We start from the raw sequence: 22,588 nt of genomic DNA, 5'->3' as shown, positions 1-22,588 counted from the left end.
ACCCTCCGACGGGTCGAATGCCGATGTCCTGACCAGCATGGCCCGGGCGGTGACCGGCGGCGTTGTGGGCGGACGACAATCGCGGCGTCACCGTTGTCGGTCCGGCACAACGCCGCAACCGGAAACGGTGACGGGTCTCGAACGGATCAATGGCGGGGTTCGTCCTCCAGGGCGGCCAGCATGATGGTCATGGCCAGGCGCCGGCGGGCGTCGTACAGGTCCAGCGGACCGAGTTCGCCCATTTTGCGCAGCCGGTTGCGGACGGTGTTGGGATGCACCGCGAGTCGCTCGGCGGCCAGGGTGAGGTCGCCCTGGCTCTCCAGCCAGGCTCGCAGCGTGGCGACGAAGTGCGTGCCGTGACGGGTGTCGTGCCGCAGCAGCGCGCTCACCGGCCCGCGGGCCGGAGCCCGGCCGGTTCGCGCGGCCGCGCGCAGCCTCCGCAGCAGGATGTCGTCCCAGGACTCGTCGTAGGCGGGTGGCGCGGTGCCGGGTCCGGCGCTCTCGTGCAGCGCCAGGCACTCGTCGGCCTCCTGACGGCCGGCGGCCAGGTCCGCCGCCTCGGCGGGCGCGCCGATCCCGGCCGCGACGCGCACCCGGGCGGGCAGTTCGGAGTGCAGGGCCGAGATCCACTGCCTGGCCGCCTCGGCCCGCTCGGCCGGCAGGACGGTGTAGAGGGTGTCGCCGAGCAGCGCGCTGCGCCCGGGCCGGGACCAGCCGAAGCCGGTGGTGGCCTGCTCGAGGGCCAGCAGCAGTGCGGCGTGGCGATCGTCGGGGGTGTACGCGCGGACCGCGATGACGCGTATCGCCTGCGGGACCAGCCCCAGCCGGCTGATCACCGTCGCGGCGTCGGCGCTGCCCTCCAGCAGCCGGATGACCAGGTCGGACTCCACCTGCCGCTCAAGGTCGGCGCTGGCCCGGGAGCGCAGCAGATGCAGGGCGACGGTGCGCGCGCCGTCGGCCAGCGCGCGGCGGTGGTCGCCCGTCAGCGGGCCGGCGCAGCCGACCCACACCGACCCCAGCAGCTCCCGGCCGGCCCGCACCGCCACCGCCATCCGCCCGGTCAGGCCGTGCTCGGCGTCGGCGGGGACGAACACCGGCTCGTCCGTCGCCGCCAGGCGGGCGAACACCTGCTGTTGCCGGAACAGCTCGCGCAGCCGTTCCGGGACGCGCCGCCCGAGGATGGTCTCCAGCCGGGCCGGATCTCCCCCCTGCTGGGAGCGGGAGTAGGCCAGTACCCGCGAGTGCCGGTCCTCGATGGTCACCGCACCGCCGATGACGTCGGCCAGGTTGTCGGCCAGCGCGAACAGGTCGGTGGGGCCGCGTCCCGAGGCGGTCTCGCGGCTCTCCAGCACCAACCCGTACACCATGCCGGCCAGCTGACTCCAGGAGACGGCGGGGTCGGCCAGCAGCACGGCCACTCCGTACCGGTCGGCGATCTCGGCGGCTTCTCGCTCGACGTCCGCGCCGCTCCTTCCCCCGCTCTCGCCGCCGGTATCGGTGCCGGTGCCGGTGCCGGTTCGAGCGGGGCGTACCAGGACGGCCTCGGCCTTGGCCGCGGCCGCCCACCGGACCGCCTCGGCGAGTGAGGAGGTTCCGACGGCGAGGAGCACGTCGCCCGCGACGTGGTGATCGGCGGCGTCCGGTATCGCCACGCTGCGCAGCCACGTCGAGCGCGACTCGGGACGGCCGCACAGCCGCACGCCGTACCCGCCGAGCACGTTCACCAGACGGTCCAATGTGATCATGTTCAGCTCCGGGTGGTCGAAAGGGGGCAGATCGCTCCGCCCCCTTTCACGGTGTCAGGCGGCCTCGTGCCGTCGTTGGCAGTCGATGCAGGTGCGCGCCAGCGGCCGGACCTCGAGCCGTTCGAACGGGATGGGCCCCTGGCAGTGGGCGCAGCGGCCGTAGGTGTCGGCCGCCAGCCTGTCGCAGGCCTGGGACAGCTCCGCGACGGTCCGCTCGGCGGCGGTGATCGAGACGACCAGCTCCCGCCAGGTGCCGTCGGCGCCGCTGCCCTCCTGCTCCTGGATCCGCAGGCCGTGCAGGTGCCTGCTGCGCTGCTCCAGCTGCTCGCGCAGATCCCGGTGCAGCGAATGGAGCTGCACACTGCTGAGGTGTGATGTCATGTGACTCTCGGTCATGATCATACGATCCTTTCCGTGATGGATCGGGAAGGTGCCGGGAAAGGAGCCCTCCCGCGGGGTCTCCTTTCGCTCCGCGACGCGTCAGCGGGCGGACAAGGCGAGGCCGGCCGCCGGGGCGGGCCGCAGGCACAGCCGCATCGGGCCGCGGACGGTGGCGTGCGGCGCCCCGGCCCGAGGGCTCCGGACGCGGGCGGGTCTGGACTGATGCGACGCCGGCCATGACGACGATCGGCTCCTGGCCGACGCCGACGGGAAAGACGGCGAGGCGAAGGCGGTTCGTACGAAGGGGCCGCTTCAGACGGAGACGGCCTGCCGCCTCTCCTGCCGCGGGGACGGTCGCAGGACGTCTTCAGGGCGCGACGGCACGCCCGGGCCGGTACCGGGAGAAGACCCGATGCGGGCGCGGGGGGTGCGTCGGGTACGCGTCGCCGGACTCCGCGGCGCGCGTGGCCGCGGAGCCCGACGGGAGGACATCGGTCAGGTCAGCGGCGGGCTGCGCGATCCCGTGGTGCGGTGGGCCAGTTGCTGAGGTTCGCGCAGCGCGTCCGTGTCCGAACCCGGCGACGGCAGCAGCACCGGCTGCGCGGATTCGCCGTGGCGTTCGCCGCGCATGGGCGGCCACAGGGACAGCACGTGGTGCTCACGGGCGCTGCCCGTCTGCGGCGGCAGGCCGGACAGGTCGGCGTCCCATGCGCCGAGCTCCCACGCCGGGCCGGAGGCCGAACCCTGCGCGACCGCCGGGCCGCCACAGCTCACCTTGCACGAAGCGCCGGCCAGTATCAGGGACAACAGAACCAGGGCCATCACGCCGGCGAACGCGATGGACCCCTGTGGAGCTCTCCACGGTCCCCTCATAGGGCCGACCATAGCTCACCCCACCGGAAAAGGCATTTCACGCATCACCGGTGGTGAGAGCCCCCGTGACGGCTCGGGAACGATGGCCGCCGGCACCCGCCACGCCCCTGCCCGGCCGGGAGGAGACCTGCCCACCCTTGTCCGGGGTCGTTGTCACTCGGTCGGTCACTCGGGAACATCACTCGGCGTTCCTTCGCCGGCCGGGGGCCGAACCTTTTGTCGGTGACCACTGCGATCCTGCCGCTCACTTGATCAAAGGAGGGGCGATGACAGAGATCCCCGAAGAATTCCCCTGGCTCTCCGAACACGAAGCGCTGGACGAGATCTACTGCGTGTCCTTCGTCCGGGATCTCTCCCCGGAAGAGGTCCTCCGCCGGTTCGGCGTGGACGAGAGCACCATGGAGGAGGTCACGTTCGACGAACTGGACGAACGCTCGGCGGAGAGCATGATGGATGACACGGCCGGTTACGTCGGCGCCGTGAGGGTCGGTGACTGGACCCTGGTCATCGAACCCGGAGGTTGGAAGCTCGCCGCCGACCCCGAGACCATGGCTCGGGTGTCGCGGGGAACCGAGGTCGTGTCGGTCTGCTGTCACAACCACGCCTCGGACAGCTTCGCCTACACCGTCGACGGACAGCCGGTCGTCTGGTTCGACCCGATGCTTCCGGACGCGCGGTCGGGCAACGATCCGGACCGCTTCGTCAAGGAAATGCGCGAAGTCGGCCTGGACCCCGACCACGACATCGACGGTGACGACTCGCACATCGACTCCCCGATAGGACGCTCGTTCGCCCTGGCGAGCAGGATCACCGCCCTTCCCTTCTCTCCGGAGATGCTGGAGCTGCGATTCCTCGGCGCGGAACCCCTGGGGGACTGACGGAGAAGAGGCGGAGTACGCCACCACAGGATGACCGTTTAGATAGTTTTGCGACCTCCGAAAAGAACGAGATCTTTGGAGTGCTCGCCCGTCACCCCGCGTGCCCTATACCCTTCGCGACGTCACGTTTCGGAGGAGTGTCCAAAGGGGGCCGGTGTGCCGTTGTCGTGGGGCGATCTCCCGGTCGGGAGGCTGCTCCGCCTTGCCGGAGCCGATTTCACCATCGACATCAATGTGATGGAATCAATGCTGAATCCCCTCCCGGAGACCGGCCCCGCCGTCATCACCTATGCCGTGGCCGAGGCGGATTCCGTCTCGGGAATGGTGGACTCCGTTCTCCGCGATCTGGAAACACTGGCCATCGGGCTTTTCCCGGCCTGGTTGCCCGGAGGGGAGAAGCTTTCCGGCCCCGGCGGTGGCGGAGTGACGGCGGCGAGGATCCTCGCGACGCGCCTCGCGTCAGGCAGCCGTCATTTCGGACCGTTCCTGGCCGACCTCGCCGCCCGGGCCATCCAGCACCGCGGCACGTTGGTCCCCGGACGCCCCGGCCCGAAGGGACGACCGTTCCCCGCGGAGTCGCGGGCGGCCGGTCTGGCCCGGGTCATCGCCTCCACGTTCGGCCGCGAATCGGCGGCGCTGGTCGTCTACGTGCCGGAGAAGCTGACCTCCCACGGGGAGACGACCCTGGTCGCCGGATGCGAATGGCTGGCACACCGGAGCGGCATGGGGATCTGGCTCGTCGGCCCCGAAGTACGCCGCGTCGAAACCTTCTGCCTGGAGGTACCCGCGGCGGTCAGGAGATCGGCCGAAGAGATGCCGGCACCGCCCCTCACCGCGACGGTGGGAGTGCCGCCGATCGCCGGAAGGCCGCACGCGGGGAGCACGGTGGAGCGGACGCTGGAGGCGGCCCTGGCGGAATGCGACTGGGCTCACGGCCGGACCTGGAATCAGACGTACCAATCCAATGACCCGTTGTTCATCGTGATTCGCACGGATCTGATATGGGTCCGGGAGAAGTGCGTCGTGGAACTCGACGGGCCGGAACACGCCACGTCCGCCCACATGGAGCGTGACCGGATCCGTGACCGGCACCTGGAACGTGACGGGTTCACGGTGTTGCGATTCACCAACCAGCAGGTGATGAGCGACCTACAGGGAGTTTTGCACCACATCAAGGAATTCCTCCGGGCGCGACGCCTCGGAACGAACGAAAGAGCAGGCTGATGTCCGAAGAAAGACTCACGTACCGGCAGGTCGCAGCTCTGCTCGTGCTGAGGGAGCTCGGAACCGCGTTGCCCCACAAGAATCTGAAGGACGAATGGGGCTTGGATCTCGACACCAAGAACCGTGCGGGTCTCGTCGACGCCAAGTTGATCGAGTCGGAGACCAAGGCCAAACGAGCTCTGTGGTACACGATCACACCGGCCGGTGAAGATCGCGCGATCGAGGAGGTACGCAAGGGAGTCCCAGTGTCCTCCCGGTCGGGCAAAGCTCTGGCTCTTCTGTACCTGCGGTCCCTCTCGGTGCCCGAAGCGGCGGCCCCGATCATCGAGGAACCCGTTCGGGCACCGGTGACGACGCTGTCGCCGGAGGAGGTGGAGGACCGCATTCGCACGGCCTACGCGAAGATCACGCCCGGTGCCGGACGGTGGGTCTCGATGACCGAGCTGCGAGCCGCCCTGGCCGACATCGATCGGGATGTCCAGGACGACGTCCTGCGCGCCATGATGCTGGCGGGGCGCGCGGACATCGAGCCCGTCGCGATCGTGAGCGACCTGAGGCCCGAGGACCACGCCGACGCGATCGTCATCGGCAGCACACCCAACCATCAGTTCCGCGTCGGAGCGTGACGATGGTCACCGAGTGGTACGCGCTGAAAAGCCTCAAGAGCTTCTCGACCGTCAACGCCAGCGAGGACGTCTGGCAGCCGGTTCCGTTCCACGTGCCCGGGATGCACCCGGCCGCTTCCCACGTTCTTCGCTCAGGACTGGACGCCGCCGCCGACTCTCCCGTGACCAGCCCGATCGGGGTGGTCCTCGAGGGTGGCGCCGGAAGCGGGAAGACGCACCTGATGAGCTGGCTGCGTGAGCAGACCGTCCAGCGCGACGGCTACTTCTTCCTCATGGGCGTCCTGGACGCCCGCAACTTCTGGGAAAGCGCCGTCGTGTCCATCCAGGACGGTCTGGCCCGGGTGGGCATGGACGAGGAGACCCAGCTCAAGCGGTTCCTGCGCAACCTGACGGGCCTGATGCAGCTCCCGCGGAAGACCCAGCAGACGATCATCGGTAACCAGCCTCTCACCCGCGACGACCTCGATCGGTTCATCGAGGCCCTGTACGGGATCGATCGCCGGGTCGGCAGAGACGCACAGGACGTCGCCCGGGCCCTCGTGCTCCTGGGGGCCAACGACGACGCCCTGGTGGACATCGGCGAGTCCTACATCTGCTCGATCGAGGACGGCGAGAGCTACCGGCTGGGATGGGGCTTCCGGAAGGTCCGCAAATCCCCGCAGGAGATCGTCCGTGACATCTCGCGGCTGCTGGCGCTGACCGGCCCGAGCGTCATGGCCTTCGACCAGCTCGACGCGTTCATCACGCAGAGCAGCCTCTTCGCCGAGGGCGGCTCCAGCAGTCCGGCGTCCTCGGCGGTTCTCCAGTTCGCTCACGGGCTGACCAACCTCCGCGAGGTGTCCAGCCGGACCCTGACGGTTCTCTCCTGCCTGCCGGAGACGTGGACGATCCTTGAGGATCTGGCCGTCAGAAGTTTCAAGGACCGCTTCCGGAAGGCCACGTTCCTCCGGCGCATCCCGACCCCCGAGGTCGGGGCGGAGCTCGTCACCGTGCGGCTCGCGGAGCACTTCAAGGAGATCGGCTTCGACCGGCCGTACCCGACGTGGCCGATCAAACCGGAGGCGTTCGCGCAGGCTCCGTTCTACACCCCGCGTGAGGTCCTGGCACGTCTCCACGAGCACATCCAGCGGTGCCTGCACCAGGACGGCGAGATCACCGAGCTGGACAGCCTGGACGCGCTCGTGAACAGGGACGATCCTCCCCCAAGGCGTAGGCCCGAGGAGGAAGCGCTTCGGGCGATCGACATCAAGTTCGCGATGCTGGCCGACTCGGCCGACGTCGGTGGAGCGCTGGACGCCGAGCTGGAGGACACCGTTCTTCCCGGCCTGATCTCGGCGGGCCTCCAGGCCTGGATCGTGGAGCAGCGCGGGACGTCCGCGCGCTACCGGGTCGACCCGCCGATGGGCCGGAAGACCTCCCTTCACGCCGGTCTCAAGCAGGTTCTGAACGAGGCGACCGAGGACGAGATCCACTGGGCGTTCCGCGGCATCGCCGCCACGCACCATCTCGCGGCGCTGACGCGACTCCGGAAGGCGGCGCTCAAGGCCGGTCTCGCCGAGGAGAGTCCCAAGCGCCGGTTGATCATTGTCCGGAACATCCCGTGGAACTCCGGGCCGGTCACCCAGGAGGCGGTCGCCGGCTTCCACGCCAGGGGCGGCCGGGTGATCGCGGCCGACGAGGAGGATCTCAAGGTGCTGTGCGCCCTGCGGGATCTGTTCGCGGAGAGTGTCGCGCACCTCGACCAGTGGATCGCCAGCAGGAAACCCGTCGGCGGCCTCAGGTTCCTCAAGGACGCCCTGGGTGACTGGCCGGATCCCACCGCTCCCCAGGAGCCTCGGGCCCCGAGGGCCCCCGAGGAGCCACCCGCGCGGGCGAAGCCGCTTCCGGCCCACGAGACCGGCGCCTTGGACGGCTCCGCGGAAAGCGGGCCGGCCGGGGTGCCGTCGCTGACCGTGGGGCACTCGGACGATGACGGGCAGCCGGTCTCCGTCGAGTTGGAGGCGCTCCGCAAGCACGTTTCGATCTTCGCGGGGTCCGGCTCGGGAAAGACCGTCCTGATCAGGCGGATCATCGAGGAGTGCGCCCTTCAGGGCGTGTCCTCGATCGTGCTCGACCCGAACAACGACCTCGCCCGTCTCGGCGACGCCTGGCCACAGGAGCCTTCCGCCTGGGGCCCGGGTGACGGGGACCGGGCGGCTCGTTACATCGCGGAGACCGACGTCGTGGTCTGGACGCCCCGCAGGGAGAAGGGTCGTCCCCTGGCCTTCCAGCCGTTGCCCGACTTCTCCGGCGTCCGGGACGACGTCGACGAGTTCAACGAAGCCGTTCACGCCGCCATGGCGGCGCTCACCCCGCGGGCGAAGGCCGAAGGCGGCACCAGCAAGTCCCAGGTCGCCCGGGCGGTGCTCATGGAGGCGATCGTCCACTTCGGAAAGTACAGGAACGACGGCCTCGACGGGCTGATCCATCTGCTCGCGGACTTCCCCGAGGACATCAGCCGGATCAGCGGAGCGGCGAAGATCGCGGATGGGCTCGCCCAGGTGCTCCGGGCCGCCGCCGTGACCGATCCACTGTTCGGAGGAGAAGGTGAGCCGGTCGATCCAGGGCGGCTTCTCACTCCGGCCGCGGGGAGGCGTGCCCGGGTCTCGGTCATCAGCTTCGTGGGGCTCCAGGGGGACTCCGAGCGGCAGTCCTTCGTGAACCAGCTGCAGATGGCGCTGTTCGCCTGGATCAAGAAGAACCCCGCCGGTGACCTGTCCCTCGGCGGGCTCTTCGTCATGGACGAGGCGCAGACCTTCGCCCCCTCGGGCGCCATGACCGCGTGCACGCAGAGCACACTCGCGTTGGCCGCCCAGGCCCGGAAATACGGGCTCGGGCTGGTGTTCGCGACCCAGGCGCCCAAGGGCCTGCACAACCGGATCCCGGGCAACACCGCGACACAGCTCTACGGCCTGCTCAACGCGGACGTACAGATCGAGGCCGCGAAGGCGATGGCCCGCGTCAAAGGCGGCAGGATCGACGACATCGGTTCGCTTCGCAGCGGCCAGTTCTACGTCGCACCCGAGGGCGCGGGGTTCACGAAGGTGCGCACACCCCTGTGCCTGACCCATCACCCGAGGGCGCCGCTGACGACCGAGGAGGTCATCGCCCGGGCGAACCGATGACCTCCCAGGCCGGCCGTACTCGTCCGGGGCTGATCAGGAGGCGAAGACGATGGACCGGATCCTCACGTGACGGGAACCGCAGTCACCCGGTCGGTGATCCGGGACGAGGAAAGGGGCGCCTCCCTTTCGGGTAACACCCTTGCCGACCAGCTGAGACCTGGCCTGAGCGCCCCGCGTCCGGAAGCGCCCGCTAGCATCGGGGTCCCCCGGTCCCGCGTCGCGGATGCATCCACCGCGACGGACGCCCGGCCGACTCGCGACGGAGCCCGCGTGCCCACGATCGACCCCCGCCGTCTCCTCGTCCTCCGTGCCTTCGTGCTGTCCGACTCGGTCACCGCGACCGCGGCGGCGCTGCACCTGACGCCGTCCGCGGTGTCGCAGCAGCTCGCGGCGCTCGAACGCGAGGTCGGCCACGCGCTCGTCGTACGCACGGGGCGCAAGCTGGCGCTCACGCCGGCCGGGCGCATCCTCGCCGGGCACGCCGAGGAGATCAACTCCCAGCTGAAGATCGCCGAGGCCGACCTGGCCGCGCACGCGGGCGGTGTCCTCGGGCAGCTCCGCATCGGCGCCTTCCCCACGGCGATCAGCTGGTTGGTGGCACCCGCCATCGTCGAGCTGCGCCGCCAGGCGCCGGGCGTCGACGTCACGGTCGTCGACGCGGAGGCGCACATGAGCCACCGGATGCTGATGCGCGGCGACATCGACGTGACCGTCAGCCTGGAGTACGAGTCCGCCCCCGAGCGCGATTCCCCCGACATCGTGAAGTTCTCGCTCTACATCGAGCGGTTCAAGGCCGTCCTCCCCCGCGCGCACCCGCTGGCAGGCGAGGAGGGCATCGGGCTCACCCAGCTCACCGAGGAGGGCTGGATCATGCCCTCGCCCGGTAACCCGTGCCGCACGATGGTGCTGCAGGCGTGCGCCGAGCTCGGCTTCCACCCGCCGATCACCCACGTCTCGGACGACTACCGCGCCGCGCTGGCGCTGGTCGCCGCCGAGGCGGGGATCTGCCTGGTGCCGGAGTCCGCGCTCTCCGCCCGCGACGCCGGCTGGGTGACGATCCTGCCGACACGCGGCATCGCGCCGCTGCGCAAGGTGATCATGACGACGCGGCGCGACAACCAGGGCCACCCCGTCGTACGCGCGGGGCTGGAGGCGATGCGGGCCGTTGTCGCCGAGCCCGACTCGGAGATCTACGGCCCGCTCGCGCGGTCCGACACCTTCAGCGTCGAGTGACGGCTCTGACCGACGGCGCGTTCTCGCGGAGGAAGGCGTCGACGTGCCGGTGGTACTCGTCCGGCCTGTCGCGGCGCACGCAGTGGTGGGCGCCCTCGATCACGACGACGTCGAAGCCGGGCGCGACGGCGGTGAGGCGCTCACGGGAGTGCTTGTCGACGATGACGTCGCCGGTGCCGGTGACGAGCAGCGCCGGTACGCCGGCCGGACCGACCGTGATCTGCCGCGCGGTCGGCGTCCAGATCCGGCGCTTCTCGTGGACCCGCTGCTCCATGTAGTCGATGTTGACGGCCTTCATCGCCTCGGCGAGCGGGCGCAGCTCCTGCTCCGCCCAGTGGGGCTTGAGCTCGCGCTGCATGTCCATGAGCTCCTCGACCGACGCCGTGCCGGCGTAGTCGAAGGGGTCCTTGGTGGTCTGCTCGACGCTGAGCCACGGGTTGGGACCGGCCTCCGGCACCCACCACGGCGGGTCCTCGAGCACGACGCCGGCCACGAGGTACGGGGCGTCGGCGGCGACGAAGGCGGCGATCCGCGCGCCCATGGAGTGCCCGACGACGAGCGTCTTGCGCCCGGTCTCGTCGAGCATGTCCTTGAGGATGTCGATCGCGTCCTGCACCATCACGTCGGTGGACGGAACGCCCTCGTGCTCGGGCAGGCGGCTGGGCGACTTCCCGTGGCCCCGGGCGTCCGGCGCCACGATGTGGTAGTCGCCGCACCAGCGGTCGACGGCGTCGCCGTAGCACGCGCCGGACTCCACGGCGCCGTGCAGGATGAGAATGGCGGGCGCATCTGCTGCGTCCCGCCCGTACTCTCGGACGAACAGGTCGGTTCCCACGTGTCCTCATTCAGTACTCTGTCGTGCCGGCCTCCAGCCGGCTCACGACGGGGTGGCCGTTCGGTGAGTCATGGTCGTGATCGTGGCACGCCCGATCGGCGTCGCGCAACGCTCCCGCGGGTCAGGCCGGCAGCCCCGCCTCCGGCGTCGCCTCGACCAGCGCGCGCGTGCAGGGGTGCCGCGGGGAGCGGAAGATCTCGTCGGACGGGCCGGTCTCGACGACGCGGCCGCGCTGCATGACGGCGACGCGGTCGCTGTAGAGCCGGATCACCGCCAGGTCGTGGCTGACGTGGAGGAACGAGATTCCCTGGTCGCGCTGCAGGTCGGCCAGCAGGTTGAGGATCTGGGCGCGCACCGACACGTCGAGCGCCGAGGTCGGCTCGTCCGCGATGATCAGGTCCGGCCTGAGGGCGAGCGCGCGTGCCACGGCGACGCGCTGGAGCTGTCCGCCGGAGGCCTCGTGCGGGTAGCGCCCCAGGTAGTCGGCGCCGAGGCCGACCGACTCCAGCAGCGCGACCAGCTCGGCGGTCGACGTCGTCTCGCCGTGCGCGTGGAAGACGTTCTCCAGTGTCTGCCGCACGGTCTGCAGCGGGTTCAGCGACGCCAACGGGTCCTGGAAGACCATGGCGACGCCGCGCCGCAGCCGCCGCAGTCCTCGCCGGCCGAGGCGGCCGACGTCCTGCCCGTCCGTACGTACGGTGCCGGACGTCGGCACCACCAGGCCGTTGGCCATCCGCGCCAGCGTGGACTTGCCCGAGCCGGACTCGCCGACCAGGCCGAGCGCCTCGCCCCGCTCGACGTGGAGCGAGACGCCGTCGACGGCGAGGAAGCCCTTGCGCCCGCGGCCGAAGCCACCGGCGGTGCGGTAGCGCTTGCTGACGTCGGTCATCTCCAGGATCGGCTCGCTCACCGGGCGACCTCCTGCTGTGCGGGGAGACGATCGAGATGGCAGGCCGCGAGGTGCGGGCCGCCGCCCTCGCCGGCCGGGCGGGCGGTGGGCAGCGGTACCTCGACGACACAGCGCTCGCCGACCAGGTCCGCGAGGCCGCAGCGCGGCGCGAAGGCGCACCCCGGTCCGGCGTCGCGCAGCGATGTGGGCACGCCGGGGATGGCGCGGAGCCGGGTCCGCTCCCCCGCGGCGCCGAGCCGGGCGTCCAGCCGTGGCGTGGCCGCGCGGAGACCGGCGGTGTACGGGTGGGCGGGCCGGTCGAAGATGTCGCGGAGGCTGCCGTACTCGGCCTGGCGGCCGGCGTACAGCACGAGGACGTCGTCCGCCGCGCTCCCCACCACCCCGAAGTCGTGGCTGATCAGGAGCATCGCCATGCCGTACTCCCGCTGGAGCTCGCGGAGCAGGGCCAGGATCTGCGCCTGCACCGTCACGTCGAGCGCGGTGGTCGGCTCGTCGGCGATGAGGAGCGCCGGCCGGTTCACCAGGGCCATCGCGATCACCGCGCGTTGCCGCATGCCGCCGGAGAACTCGTGCGGGAAGCGGCGTACCGCGTCCGCGGGCCCAGGGATGCCGACCCGGTCGAGCATCTCGACCGCGCGGGCCCGCGCGGCGCGGCGGGTGACCGACGGGTCGTGCAGGCGGACCGCCTGGGCGATGTGCGCGCCGATGTCGAGGTAGGGACTGAGCGCGGACATCGAGTCCTGGAACACCATGGCCACGTCGGAGCCGCGGGCCTGACGCAGCTCGCGCTCGCCGGCGGAGAGCATCTCCCGGCCGGCGACGACGATCCGGCCCCGGGCGCTGGCCCCGCGCGGCAGCAACCGCATGATCGCCCGGCCGGTGATCGTCTTGCCCGACCCCGACTCGCCGACCACGGCGAGCGTGCGGCCGCCCTCCACCCTCATGGAGAGGTCCCGGACGACATCGGCGGTGACGCCGCCGCCGGTGAACGAGACGCACAGGTCCTCGACCTGGAGTACGGGGTCAGGCACGGCGGATCCTCGGATCGAGAAGCGGCATCAGCAGGTCGGTGATCAGGTTGCCGATGATGATGAGGAAGGCGGAGAAGAGCGTCACCCCGACGACGATGCTCAGGTCGGACTCGTTCACGCCGGACAGCAGCAGGTCGCCGAGCCCGTGCAGGCTGAACACCTTCTCCGCGATCACCGCCCCGCCCAGGAGCGCGGTGACGTCGAGCGCGAACATCGCCGCGACCGGCACCAGCACGCCGCGGACGGCGTGCCGGTTCACCTGCCGGGCCGATGCGCCGCGCGCGGTCATCGCGACGAGGTGGTCGGCCGAGAGCTCGTTGAGGAGCTGGGTACGGGTGACCCGGATGTAGCCGGCGGCGAGGATGAACGACAGCACCATCCACGGGCCGATCAGGTGCCAGGCCCAGTCCGCCGGTGACTCCGAGAACGACACGAAGCCGGAGTACGGCAGCGCGTTGAGCATGAAGCCGAAGACCTGGAGGACGAGCAGGCCGACGAGGAAGGTCGGCACCGACAGCCCGAACATGGCGAAGCCGGTCGAGAACCGGTCGACGATCCCGCCCTTGCGTATCGCCGACAACGCGCCCAGGCCGATGCCCACGACGAGGCACAGGACGGCCGCGCCGAGCGCGAGCGACAACGTGACGGGCAGCCGCTCGGCGATGAGCGTCGTGACGTCGCTGCGGTTCGGGAACGAGTAGCCGAAGCAGGGCGCGTGGCAGTGCACCCGCTGGGCGCCCTCGCCGTACGTACGGCCGGCGAAGAGGCCCCTCACGAACTCGGTGTACTGCCACACCGCGCTCTGGTCGGTCTGCATGTAGGCGCTGACCTTGGCCCGGGTCTCGGGCGGGCACGGCTTGCCGCACATGGCGCGGGCCGGGTCCTTCGAGGCCCCGAAGAAGAGGGATATCGTCACGAAGGCGATCGCGAGGAGCATGAACACCGCGGTGACGACGCGGCGGGCGATGTAGACGATCATGCGGCCTCCTCCGTGCGCACGTCGAGGATGTCGCGGAGCGCGTCACCGGCCAGCGTGGCGCCGAACACGATCAGGAACACCACGGCGCCCGGGAAGAGCATGTACCAGACGTCCGCGCCGCTGTAGATCCACGGCAGCGAGTCCGAGAGCAGCTTGCCGAGGTCGGGGACGTCGCCACGCAGGCCGACGCCGAGGAACGACAGCCCCGCGACGACGCTGACGTTGCCCGGCAGTGACATCGCGAACAGGACGATGACCAGGCCGAAGAGGTGCGGCAGCATCTCGCGGCGGATGATCTGCCAGGGCGGGGCCCCGGTCGCGCGCGCCGCCTCGACGAAGGCACGGGCGTTGACGGCGCCGGCCTGGGCGCCGATGACCCGGGCCGGGACGACCCAGCCGAAGAAGGCCAGTACCAGCACGAGCACCAGGCCCCGCGGCATCTCGGGTGGCACGATCGCCATGATCGCGATGATGAACATCAGGCCCGGGAAGCCGAACATGAAGTCGATCACCCTTCCTGCGACGGCGTTGAACCAGCCGCCGAAGTAGCCGATCGCCGTACCGAGGACGGCGGCGAAGGCGATCGACAGGATGCTCGCCCCGAACGCGATGAACAGCGACGAGCGGATGCCGTAGACGATCTGGGCGAACAGGTCGACGCCCGTCACCGGGACGACGCCGAGCCAGTGGTCGGCGCTGACGCCACCGAAGGCGCCCAGCGGACGGCCGCCGTCCGGGTCGAGCAGGTCGGTGTGCAAGGTGCTCGGGTCCTGTCCCTCGATCCGCACGAGCAGCGGGGCGCAGAGCCCCGCGACGAGCGGCACGGCCAGCATGACCAGGCCGGCGACGCCGGACCGCTTGCGGAGGAAGCGGCCGAGGACCGATGTGCCCCGGCCCTCGGCCTGCCGGATCTCAGCGATCGACACCGACGACCAACTCGTTCGCGAACGGCGGGTAGGCGGGGACGAAGTAGTTCAGGATCTTCGAACCGGCCAGGGCCTGCGTGCGCTGCACGAGGATCGGCACGACCGGGGCGTCCTGCATGATCTGCTTGTCGATCGCGGCCCACATCGTGGCGGCCTTGCCGAGGTCCGGCTCCGCGATCGCGGCGTCGATCGCGGCGTCCACCTCGGGGTCGGAGAACTTCGAGGCGTTGCCGCCACCGTTGTCGATCTCGCTTGACGCGAACAGCGGCTGGATGGTGCTCATGCCGCTCGGGAAGTCCGCCCCCCAGCCGTTCGTCGTCATGTCGTAGTCGCCGTCGGCGGACGAGGTGAGCTCGGACCAGCTGTCGGCGTCGAGGCCCTTGAGCTCGACCTTGATGCCGGCCCGCGCCAGCGAGTTCTTGATGCTCTGGGCTTCCTTCTCCTCGATCGCGCTCACGTCGCTCGGGTAGGTCAGCGTGAGCTTCAGGTCGGAGACGCCGGCGTCGGCGAGCAGTTCCTTCGCCTTGTCGACGTCGCCGGTGTCACCGCCGTCGTACAGGTTGTACTCGGTGTAGCCGGGGATGCCGGGCGTCATGATGGTCGAGGTGATCCGGCCGCCGAACTTCGGGCCGCCGTAGACGCTCTGCACCTCGGCCTTGTTGATCGCGTAGTTGATCGCCTGCCGTACGCGGACGTCGGACAGACCCGGGCGCTTGACGTTCATGGCGAGGTAGCGGAAGTAGCCCGACGGGCTGTTGGCCATGCGGTCGGAGATCGACGGGTCGGACTCGATCCGCTGGAACTGCGACGGCGAGATGAGCGCGTTGCTGACCGCTGTCTCGTCCTCGCCCCTGTCGTCGATGAGGCGCTGCACGATCGTGTCGTTGTTCAGGCCCATGTCGAGGACGATCTTGTCGGGGCCGGCGAGCCGTGCCTGGTCGGTGTCGGCCTTCCAGTGCGGGTTGCGGACCAGCACCGCCTGCGAGCCCTTGCGGAAGCTCGTCACCTGGTACGGGCCGCTGGCGACCGGGTGCTCGCCGTACGTCTCCGGCTTGGTGTCGGCCGCGGTCGGCACCGGCGCGAAGGCCGGCATGCTGACGATCCACGGCCAGTTGCCGAACGGACGCGTCAGGTGGAAGACGATCCTGTGGTCGTCGACGACCTCGATGGAGTCGAGCCTCTTGCCGTCGTACGGGCCGTCGTAGTCGGTGCCGCCGACCAGCAGCGTCTTGTGGTAGCCAAGGCCACCCTGGAACATCGGCGCGAACGACCGCTCGATGCCGTACTTCACGTCCTGCGCGGTGATCGGGCCGCCGTCGGAGAACTTCAGGCCCTCCCGCAGCGTGAAGGTCCACGTCTTGCCGCCGTCGTCCGTCGTACCGGTGTCGGTGGCGAGGTCCGGCACGAGGATCGTGTCCTTGTCCGGGAACGTCCGCCACGACGTCAGCCCGCGGTGCACCCACCGCAGCCGGCTGGTCGGCACCATCTGCGCGTTGGCGGTCTCGAAGGACTCGTTCGCGCGCCGCGAGAGGTAGTGCAGGGTCCCGCCCCTGGACACGGACTCGAGCGCCGTCGTGTTCTTGTCCTTCGCCGGCTCCGTGGATCGAGAGTTCGCGTTGCAGCCCGCCGTCACGAGGGCCAGGACGAGCGCGAGCCCAGCGGGCACCACTCTCCGGGATCGATTCGCCATAGATCGCGCTTCCTGTGAGGCGGTCCCGATCGGCCGGGTCCGCTGCTTGAATCTCAGGAAGGGAGTCTGTTGGCGGGCGAGAGCGCGCGTCCATCGAGGAGTTCTGCAGGAGATCTTTCAGAAAAACTTAAAGATCGCGGAGATCTGCAGGCGCAGCGTCCACGATAGCCCAGCGGGCCGAGGAACACCCCCACGGTCGATCGCCCCGGCCGCCGACCTCGCCCGGGCGCTCCACGTCGACGCCGATCGGCTTCAGCGACGACCCGAGGGCCGGGTCGCGTCGCGCGCCGCATCACCGACCGGTGCGTGGCCGATCGAGCGCGGAGACCGATTCCCGTCGCCTGGCGCGACCAGCCCGGCCTCGTAGGCGACGATCACGGCTTGGACCCGGTCGCGTACTTCGAGCTTGGCGAACAGCTCGCTCACCCGGTTCTTCACCGTTGACAGCGACAGCCCCACATCCTCCGCGATCTGCGCGTTGGACAGGCCGCGCGCGATGAGCTCCAGCACCCGCAGCTCGCGCTCGCTCAGCAGGGACAACTCCGCGGGGGCCACGACCGCACGCGGGCGGACCGGGCGCACGAACGTGCCGATCAGGCCGAGCAGCAGCCGAGGTGCCACCGTCGCCTCACCCCGGTGCACGATCCGGACGCCCTCGATCAGCTCCTCCGGTGACACGTCCTTGGGCAGGAATCCGGACGCCCCGGCCCGCAGTGCCCCGACCACGTGCTCCTCCAGGTCAAATGTGCTCAATGCCAGCACCCTGACCTCCGGCAGCTCGGAGACGATCCGCTCGGTGGCGGCCACCCCGTTCAGGCCCGGAAGATGCAGGTCCATCAGCACGACATCGGGACGCAGGCTGTGGCTGAGGCGTACCGCCTCCAGCCCGTCGGCCGCCTCGCCCACCGTGATCAGGTCGGGCACGGTATCGAGCAGCAGGCGCAGACCCACGCGGACCACCGCGTGGTCGTCCACGAGCAGTACTTTGATCACATCTTCTCCGGTAGTGGGATGCGGGCGTGTACGGTGAAGCCTCCCTCACTGGAGGGCCCGGCGTGTATCTCGCCGCCGCACAGCGACACTCGCTCGGACATTCCCGCCAGCCCGAGCCCCGGCCTGACGGCGCCGGGACGCGATCGCCCGTCGTCGTTGATCTCCACCTCCACCAGGTCGGGCAGGTAGGCAAGCCGTACCTGTGCCCGGGCCCCGTTCGCGTGCTTGCGCGTGTTGGTGAGCGCCTCCTGAACGATGCGGTAGACCGCGTGGTCCACGCTCGTCGGCAGCTCGACCGCCTCTCCCGAGACCTCCAGCGTCGCGCTGCCCGATCCCTCGATCAGCACCGGCAGTCGCGCTATCCCGACACCCGCCTGGTTCTCGATCGGCTCGCCGTCGGTACGCAGCACGTCCAGCAGGTGGCGCATCTCCGTCATCGCCTGGCGGGCGGTGTCCTCGCCGGTGAGCAGGGCGAGCCGGGCGCGTTCCGGGTCGGCCGGGATCATCCGCCGGGCCACACCCATGTAGAGGCCGACCACGCTGACGTGGTGGGCGATCACATCGTGCAACTCGCGGGCGATGCGGCGGCGTTCGGCGCGTACCGCGTCCTCGACGATCTGCTGCTCATGCCGGTGGGACAGTTCGGCTTGCAGGCGCACGATGCGCCCGGCCGCCATCGGCAACACGGGGGTCAGTACGAGGGCCGCCGCCATCACGGGTGGAACGGCCGCCCACGGCAGGTCTTGGACCACCCAGCCGCCGAGCACGGCCAGTGCCGCCGTGACGATCGAGGCCGGCGCCGGGGCATGTCTTCCCACGCTGTACAGAGCGATGAGCATGGCGCTGACCGGTGTGTCGTAGGGGGGCGGCTGTGCGCCGATCAGGTAGAGAACGCCGACGAGCCCGGCCACGACGATCGGATGCCGCCGCCGCACCAACATCAATCCCGCGGCCCCCACCGCGATCGACACCACCTTGACGCCCAACCCCGTGTAGGGGTGGCCAAGGAGCTCCGCCGCCAGCACCAGCGCGGCCGTCGCGGCGTCTCGCACCCGGGGGTGGTTCCACCAGATCACGCTGATCATTCTTCCAGGGCATCACAGGTGGCGGCCGCGGGCAATCGCCGCCGGGGCCTCGGCGGGCGTGCCAGCACCAGCAGCCCGATCAGTGCCATCGCGCAGACGGGCATCCAGGCGAGCCGCAGTGCCAGCCAGGCCACGCCGGTCGGCGGGCTGGTGAGCCCGGCGATCGGGCCGAGCCGGAGCGTGACCAGCGAGATGAGGGCGAGCGCCGTCAGGTGCCAGAGGTAGAGCGGGAACGCGGCATCGCTGATCACGGCCGTGAGCCTGGAGCCTGCGGCGCGGCGGCCGAGCCGGTCGCCCGCCAACGCGGCGAGCCCGCACTGCGCGCAGCCGAAGGCGAGAAGGGCCGCGGTCGGCGGTGCGACATTCGACATCGGCGCACCGGGCACGTCCATCATGCCGGTGGGGTAATCGCCGAGGGCGACCAGCGCCCCCGTGAGGATCCCGCCTGCGCCGAGCAGCCATGCCCCGTTGACGCGGCCCTGCCTCCACGCCAGGCCCAGGAGGAACGGCACCGCCCAGGCCGAGACCGCGTTGACGTAGCCCAGCCATCCCGGCGAGGGCCAGGTGAAGCGGACGAAATCGACCAGGGCCACGCAGACCGCAGGAACGAGGGCCGTCGTCCAGCCGTAGCGCAGCACCGCCCTGCGCAGCCATGGAGCGATCGCGGTCAGCAACAGGTACGGCACCAGGAACCACAGCGGCTGGAGCGCGGGCCCGAGGAATTCCCCGATGGTGACGAGGGAGAACCCGTTGACCGACAGAACGGCCGCGCCCGCGGTCCAGGCGAGCAGGAAAGTCAGCATCGTTCTCAGGCGCGGCGCACTTGAGGACTGCTCGTGCGCGTATCCGCTTGCGAAGAAGAACACGGGCAGGGTCTGCAGCAGCCAGGTGGCGGGCGCCCACCCCGGCAGGTCCATGAGCGGACTCGCCACGTGTATGCCGTCCATGACGACGTAGGAGGTGACGAGCCACTGCCCGAGGACACCGACCGTGACCGACGTGGCGAGCAGCACGTCGATTCGCCGCTCACGCCGCATGCTCGGTCCCCGTCACCGCGATGTGGGCGATCCGCGCCAAGGTCGAGCTGCCTGGCGCAAGGTACATGTGATGCCGGGCATCACCGCCATCGATGACCCGCGCGCCGAATCCGGCACTCACCGGATCGGTGCCGAACCCGAACGGTCCGATGAGCACACCGGGGCGGAACACGTCGTCGTTGCTACCGAGCGCCGCCCAGACCCGTGCCCGCGTACGCAGGTCCGAGACCTTTCTGACGCCCAGGCCGGGACTGCCGGTGACGACGAGGTCGTGGACCGGTAATCCCGCGACGGCGCGACCGCAGACCACGGAGCCATAGCTGTGGCAGACCAGGCTGATCCGTACGTCCGGTGGCAGCGCGGAGAGGAAGGACCTCAGCCGCTCTGCCCCCCGGTCGGCCGGCCAGATGGTGACGATCTGCGGGTTGACGAGGTCCGGCGTGTCGTACCCCAGCCAGCCGATCACCGCGGTCCCCGGCCCCGACCTGGCGGCCTCGTCGTAGAGCGCGTGGGCCGCTCGCCCGGGACTTTCCGGGGAGTGGTCGAAGGAGGCCAGGCTCTGCCCGGAGCCGGGCACGTAGACGATGACCCTCGCCGCGCCGGCGAGATCTCCCACGACCTCGATCGCCTGGCCGTCGCCCTTGCGGCTCAACGCCAGGAACTGGCGGCCGGGCCACGCGTGGCGTTCGTAGCGGTCTTGGAGCGCGGGAGCGCTGAAGGCCGGAAGAGGCAGTTCGTCCATCACCGGCCGACCGGCGGCAGCTGTTCCCACGGCGAGCGCGACGGCCGGCAGCAGCGCCCGGAAGGGCAGCGTACGCAAACGAGGGGCATGCGCCGCCGGGGCCGAGCGGCGCTCCACGCGTTCGTACACGGTGACGGCGTAGGGGCGCGCCGGGTGCTCGTAGGGGTGCTCGCTCACCTTGCGGAAGCCCGGGTCCTCGTCGAGGTGCCGGTAGAGGCGGCGGGCCTCGGGCCATTCGTGCACCAGGACCAGGACCGCACCCGGCTCCATGAACGAGCGGAACCGCCCGAAGATCGAGCGTAGCCGTTCGCCGCGGCCCGCGCAGTACAACATTTCGGCGCAGACAACCAGGTCGAAGGTGCCGCCGGGGTCCTCGTTGAGGAGATCCAGCGCCGCGAATCTCACCGCCCCGCTTGCCTTCGTCGCCGCCCGGCTGACCGCCCGGTCCGAGATGTCCATCCCCCGGCACTCCGCGCCCGGGTATGCGCCCGCCAGTCGGCGGGTGAACGCCCCTTCACCGCATCCCACGTCCAGGACCCTGCGGTAGGCACGGTGTGGCACATGCCGCAACGTCCTCTCATACTTCTCGATCTCATTTGGCCCTGTGTCATATCGCCCCGGGTCGGAAACGCGATGAACCCACTGGAAGTAGTGGCGGAGGAAGCGCCCCTGTACGGAGGCGGGAGGAAGCGAAACGAGTCGGAAGAGCATCCGGTGCAGGTGATCGTGGATGGTGGACATGTACCTAAGCCTGCTGATGCCCACGCTTGAGTTCATCAACGGTAGGAACGATCTCTCGCCGAGACCACGTTCCCGGCGCTGCGGCGTCTTCAGTACTCCAGTACCGGAGGCACTGGGCCTTCTGGCCGAGGCCAGGCGTGAGGAGGGCGCTTGCCCCTCCGGTTGAACCACGGGGAGCCTCCCGCCATATCCGCCCGATTCCCGGCCGGTACTGCGGCCTGTCAGGTGGCCAGGTCGACCGCGGTGAGGTCGACCTCCTTCAGGAGGGGGCGAACGGGTCGGGGTGGTGGCGCAGGTCGTCGGTGGCGTAGGCGCCGAAGCGGCTGATGCCGGTGCGTAGGTAGGGGCGATCCGGCCGAACGGGTCGGCGGTGATGTGCCGGCCTTCGGCGACCAGCTGCCGCACCATGTCGGAGAGTCCCGCGCGTTATCGACCTCGATCCGCCGACTTGATGAAGGCCACAGGCAGGATGAGAACACTCCGAGCTGGCCACAGCAGAAGCAGGATCCGGCCGGTCGGCTATGGGTCGGACTCGTTGGCGGGCTCTTCGATGTCGTAGACATCGGCTCCTTCGAGTCCCGGATGTGGCTGGTCTCGAAAGTCGCCCAGAACGAGGAAAGGGCGCCTCCCTTTCGGGTGACACCCTTGCCGACCAGCAAAAACCTGGTCGGGACGACAGGATTTGAACCTGCGACCCCTTGACCCCCAGTCAAGTGCGCTACCAAGCTGCGCTACGTCCCGGTCGTCCTGCGCCCTCTCGGGCGGGACGTCATAACCTTAGCGCAGATCCAGCGGGCTTGCGCACACGAAGAGGCCCGCGGGGACAGGCGATCGCGAAGGGTGAGGGACAGGTGGGACGTAAGGCGTTGATCGACCCCGAGGAGCTTCGGCGGCTGGCCGGGCAGGGGTTGTCGAACGCGGAACTGGCCTCGCGGTTCGGGGTCAGCGAGTCGGGGATCCTGCAGGCGAAGCGGGCGGCGGGCCTCTCGAAGCCGATGCTCGATCACTCCCGGGCCATCCCGTGGAAGCTGGACCGCTCGCACAACCAGTCCGGGCCCGCGACGAACCTGCGGAACCTCTCGGCCGTGGCCCAGGGGCGGGTCATCCCCGCCGAGAAGCTGAACACCGCGCTGCGCTGGGCCGCGCGGCTGGTGGACGGCGGGCTGGACGTCTCCTACGAGCCCGGCCGGGGGTTCGCGGAGATACCCGCCTCGCCACAGGACTGGCTGCTCGCCAGGGTGCTAACCGAAGCGCGGCGGGCCCTCGAGAGCACCGAGGAGCACGCCGGAGGATGACGCGGACGCCGTCGCGACCGCGGACACGGGCCGCAAGGGGCCGGGGAACAGGAACGGGTCACGGAACCGCCCCCTCGGCCCTGGGTCCGCGACGTACGGGAGCGGGGACGGGACGACCCCACCTCCGGGAGCGGACCGGTAGGGCGGGTGACGGTCATCGGATCCGCGACGACCTGCACGTCAGAGCAAAAACAGTTAAA

At 70.2% G+C, this 22,588-nt stretch carries 19 protein-coding genes and 1 tRNA gene; 6 read left to right on the top strand and 14 right to left on the bottom strand.

Features of this window, described 5'->3' with window-relative positions; genetic code table 11:
• Window positions 1–146: 146 nt before the first annotated feature.
• The 3 genes from AB0G16_RS09745 to AB0G16_RS09735 all read right to left on the bottom strand — a co-directional run bounded on the left by AB0G16_RS09745 (window position 147) and on the right by AB0G16_RS09735 (window position 2,999).
• On the bottom strand, window positions 147–1,745 hold the full coding sequence (locus AB0G16_RS09745; RefSeq protein ID WP_362801414.1) for a helix-turn-helix domain-containing protein: 1,599 nt from the start codon (window positions 1,743–1,745) through the stop codon (window positions 147–149).
• A gap of 54 nt (window positions 1,746–1,799) precedes the next feature.
• Window positions 1,800–2,141 carry a TraR/DksA C4-type zinc finger protein gene (locus AB0G16_RS09740; protein WP_362801411.1) on the bottom strand — a complete coding sequence of 114 codons (342 nt, stop codon included), beginning with the start codon at window positions 2,139–2,141 and terminating at the stop codon, window positions 1,800–1,802.
• A gap of 480 nt (window positions 2,142–2,621) precedes the next feature.
• Complete coding sequence (locus AB0G16_RS09735) at window positions 2,622–2,999, bottom strand: hypothetical protein (protein ID WP_362801408.1); 378 nt, start codon at window positions 2,997–2,999, stop codon at window positions 2,622–2,624.
• A gap of 266 nt (window positions 3,000–3,265) precedes the next feature.
• Between AB0G16_RS09735 and AB0G16_RS09730 the strand changes: the two genes are divergently transcribed.
• From AB0G16_RS09730 to AB0G16_RS09710, 5 genes are all read left to right on the top strand, one after another.
• Window positions 3,266–3,877, top strand: coding sequence for a DUF6461 domain-containing protein (locus AB0G16_RS09730; RefSeq protein WP_362801406.1), 612 nt, complete (start codon window positions 3,266–3,268; stop codon window positions 3,875–3,877).
• A 156-nt stretch (window positions 3,878–4,033) separates the two neighbouring features.
• Window positions 4,034–5,101 carry a DUF559 domain-containing protein gene (locus AB0G16_RS09725; RefSeq protein ID WP_362801404.1) on the top strand — a complete coding sequence of 356 codons (1,068 nt, stop codon included), beginning with the start codon at window positions 4,034–4,036 and terminating at the stop codon, window positions 5,099–5,101.
• Window positions 5,101–5,727, top strand: a complete 627-nt coding sequence (locus tag AB0G16_RS09720; protein WP_362801401.1) for a hypothetical protein — start codon at window positions 5,101–5,103, stop codon at window positions 5,725–5,727. Before AB0G16_RS09725 ends, AB0G16_RS09720 begins: the two co-directional genes overlap by 1 nt.
• Window positions 5,728–5,729: 2 nt before the next feature.
• On the top strand, window positions 5,730–8,891 hold the full coding sequence (locus tag AB0G16_RS09715; protein WP_362801799.1) for a DUF87 domain-containing protein: 3,162 nt from the start codon (window positions 5,730–5,732) through the stop codon (window positions 8,889–8,891).
• Between the two features lie 270 nt (window positions 8,892–9,161).
• Window positions 9,162–10,124, top strand: coding sequence for a LysR family transcriptional regulator (locus tag AB0G16_RS09710; protein ID WP_362801398.1), 963 nt, complete (start codon window positions 9,162–9,164; stop codon window positions 10,122–10,124).
• Here the strand turns inward: AB0G16_RS09710 and AB0G16_RS09705 are convergent.
• The 11 genes from AB0G16_RS09705 to AB0G16_RS09655 all read right to left on the bottom strand — a co-directional run bounded on the left by AB0G16_RS09705 (window position 10,111) and on the right by AB0G16_RS09655 (window position 21,834).
• On the bottom strand, window positions 10,111–10,959 hold the full coding sequence (locus AB0G16_RS09705) for an alpha/beta fold hydrolase (RefSeq protein ID WP_362801395.1): 849 nt from the start codon (window positions 10,957–10,959) through the stop codon (window positions 10,111–10,113). The genes AB0G16_RS09710 and AB0G16_RS09705 overlap by 14 nt on opposite strands.
• A gap of 121 nt (window positions 10,960–11,080) precedes the next feature.
• Window positions 11,081–11,869: an ATP-binding cassette domain-containing protein gene (locus tag AB0G16_RS09700; protein ID WP_362801392.1), complete on the bottom strand. Its 789-nt coding sequence runs from the start codon at window positions 11,867–11,869 to the stop codon at window positions 11,081–11,083.
• Window positions 11,866–12,900 carry an ABC transporter ATP-binding protein gene (locus tag AB0G16_RS09695; RefSeq protein ID WP_362801389.1) on the bottom strand — a complete coding sequence of 345 codons (1,035 nt, stop codon included), beginning with the start codon at window positions 12,898–12,900 and terminating at the stop codon, window positions 11,866–11,868. Before AB0G16_RS09695 ends, AB0G16_RS09700 begins: the two co-directional genes overlap by 4 nt.
• Window positions 12,893–13,879 (bottom strand): ABC transporter permease, encoded by a 987-nt coding sequence (locus tag AB0G16_RS09690; RefSeq protein ID WP_362801386.1) that lies wholly within the window; start codon window positions 13,877–13,879, stop codon window positions 12,893–12,895. The genes AB0G16_RS09695 and AB0G16_RS09690 overlap by 8 nt, the downstream gene beginning before the upstream one ends.
• A complete protein-coding gene (locus AB0G16_RS09685) occupies window positions 13,876–14,805 on the bottom strand; it encodes an ABC transporter permease (RefSeq protein WP_362801383.1) in 930 nt (309 codons plus the stop codon). Before AB0G16_RS09685 ends, AB0G16_RS09690 begins: the two co-directional genes overlap by 4 nt.
• Window positions 14,792–16,471 carry an ABC transporter substrate-binding protein gene (locus AB0G16_RS09680; RefSeq protein WP_362801381.1) on the bottom strand — a complete coding sequence of 560 codons (1,680 nt, stop codon included), beginning with the start codon at window positions 16,469–16,471 and terminating at the stop codon, window positions 14,792–14,794. The genes AB0G16_RS09685 and AB0G16_RS09680 overlap by 14 nt, the downstream gene beginning before the upstream one ends.
• A gap of 276 nt (window positions 16,472–16,747) precedes the next feature.
• Entirely contained in the window at window positions 16,748–17,488 is a 741-nt protein-coding gene (locus AB0G16_RS09675) for a response regulator transcription factor (protein WP_362801378.1), read from the bottom strand.
• Entirely contained in the window at window positions 17,485–18,573 is a 1,089-nt protein-coding gene (locus tag AB0G16_RS09670; protein WP_362801375.1) for a histidine kinase, read from the bottom strand. The genes AB0G16_RS09675 and AB0G16_RS09670 overlap by 4 nt, the downstream gene beginning before the upstream one ends.
• Entirely contained in the window at window positions 18,570–19,610 is a 1,041-nt protein-coding gene (locus tag AB0G16_RS09665; protein ID WP_362801372.1) for an acyltransferase, read from the bottom strand. Before AB0G16_RS09665 ends, AB0G16_RS09670 begins: the two co-directional genes overlap by 4 nt.
• On the bottom strand, window positions 19,600–21,063 hold the full coding sequence (locus AB0G16_RS09660) for an alpha/beta hydrolase (RefSeq protein ID WP_362801796.1): 1,464 nt from the start codon (window positions 21,061–21,063) through the stop codon (window positions 19,600–19,602). Before AB0G16_RS09660 ends, AB0G16_RS09665 begins: the two co-directional genes overlap by 11 nt.
• A gap of 694 nt (window positions 21,064–21,757) precedes the next feature.
• Window positions 21,758–21,834: transfer RNA gene (locus tag AB0G16_RS09655), tRNA-Pro, on the bottom strand.
• 110 nt (window positions 21,835–21,944) lie between these two features.
• Here AB0G16_RS09655 and AB0G16_RS09650 point away from each other — a divergent pair.
• A complete protein-coding gene (locus tag AB0G16_RS09650; RefSeq protein ID WP_362801370.1) occupies window positions 21,945–22,388 on the top strand; it encodes a hypothetical protein in 444 nt (147 codons plus the stop codon).
• Window positions 22,389–22,588: the final 200 nt, after the last annotated feature.

Origin of the sequence: Streptosporangium sp. NPDC023615, assembly GCF_040640155.1 — a bacterium.
In the GTDB taxonomy this organism is placed as follows: domain Bacteria; phylum Actinomycetota; class Actinomycetes; order Streptosporangiales; family Streptosporangiaceae; genus Streptosporangium.
Note: the sequence above shows the minus strand (reverse complement) of the source record. Positions and strands in the feature narration are given on the sequence as shown.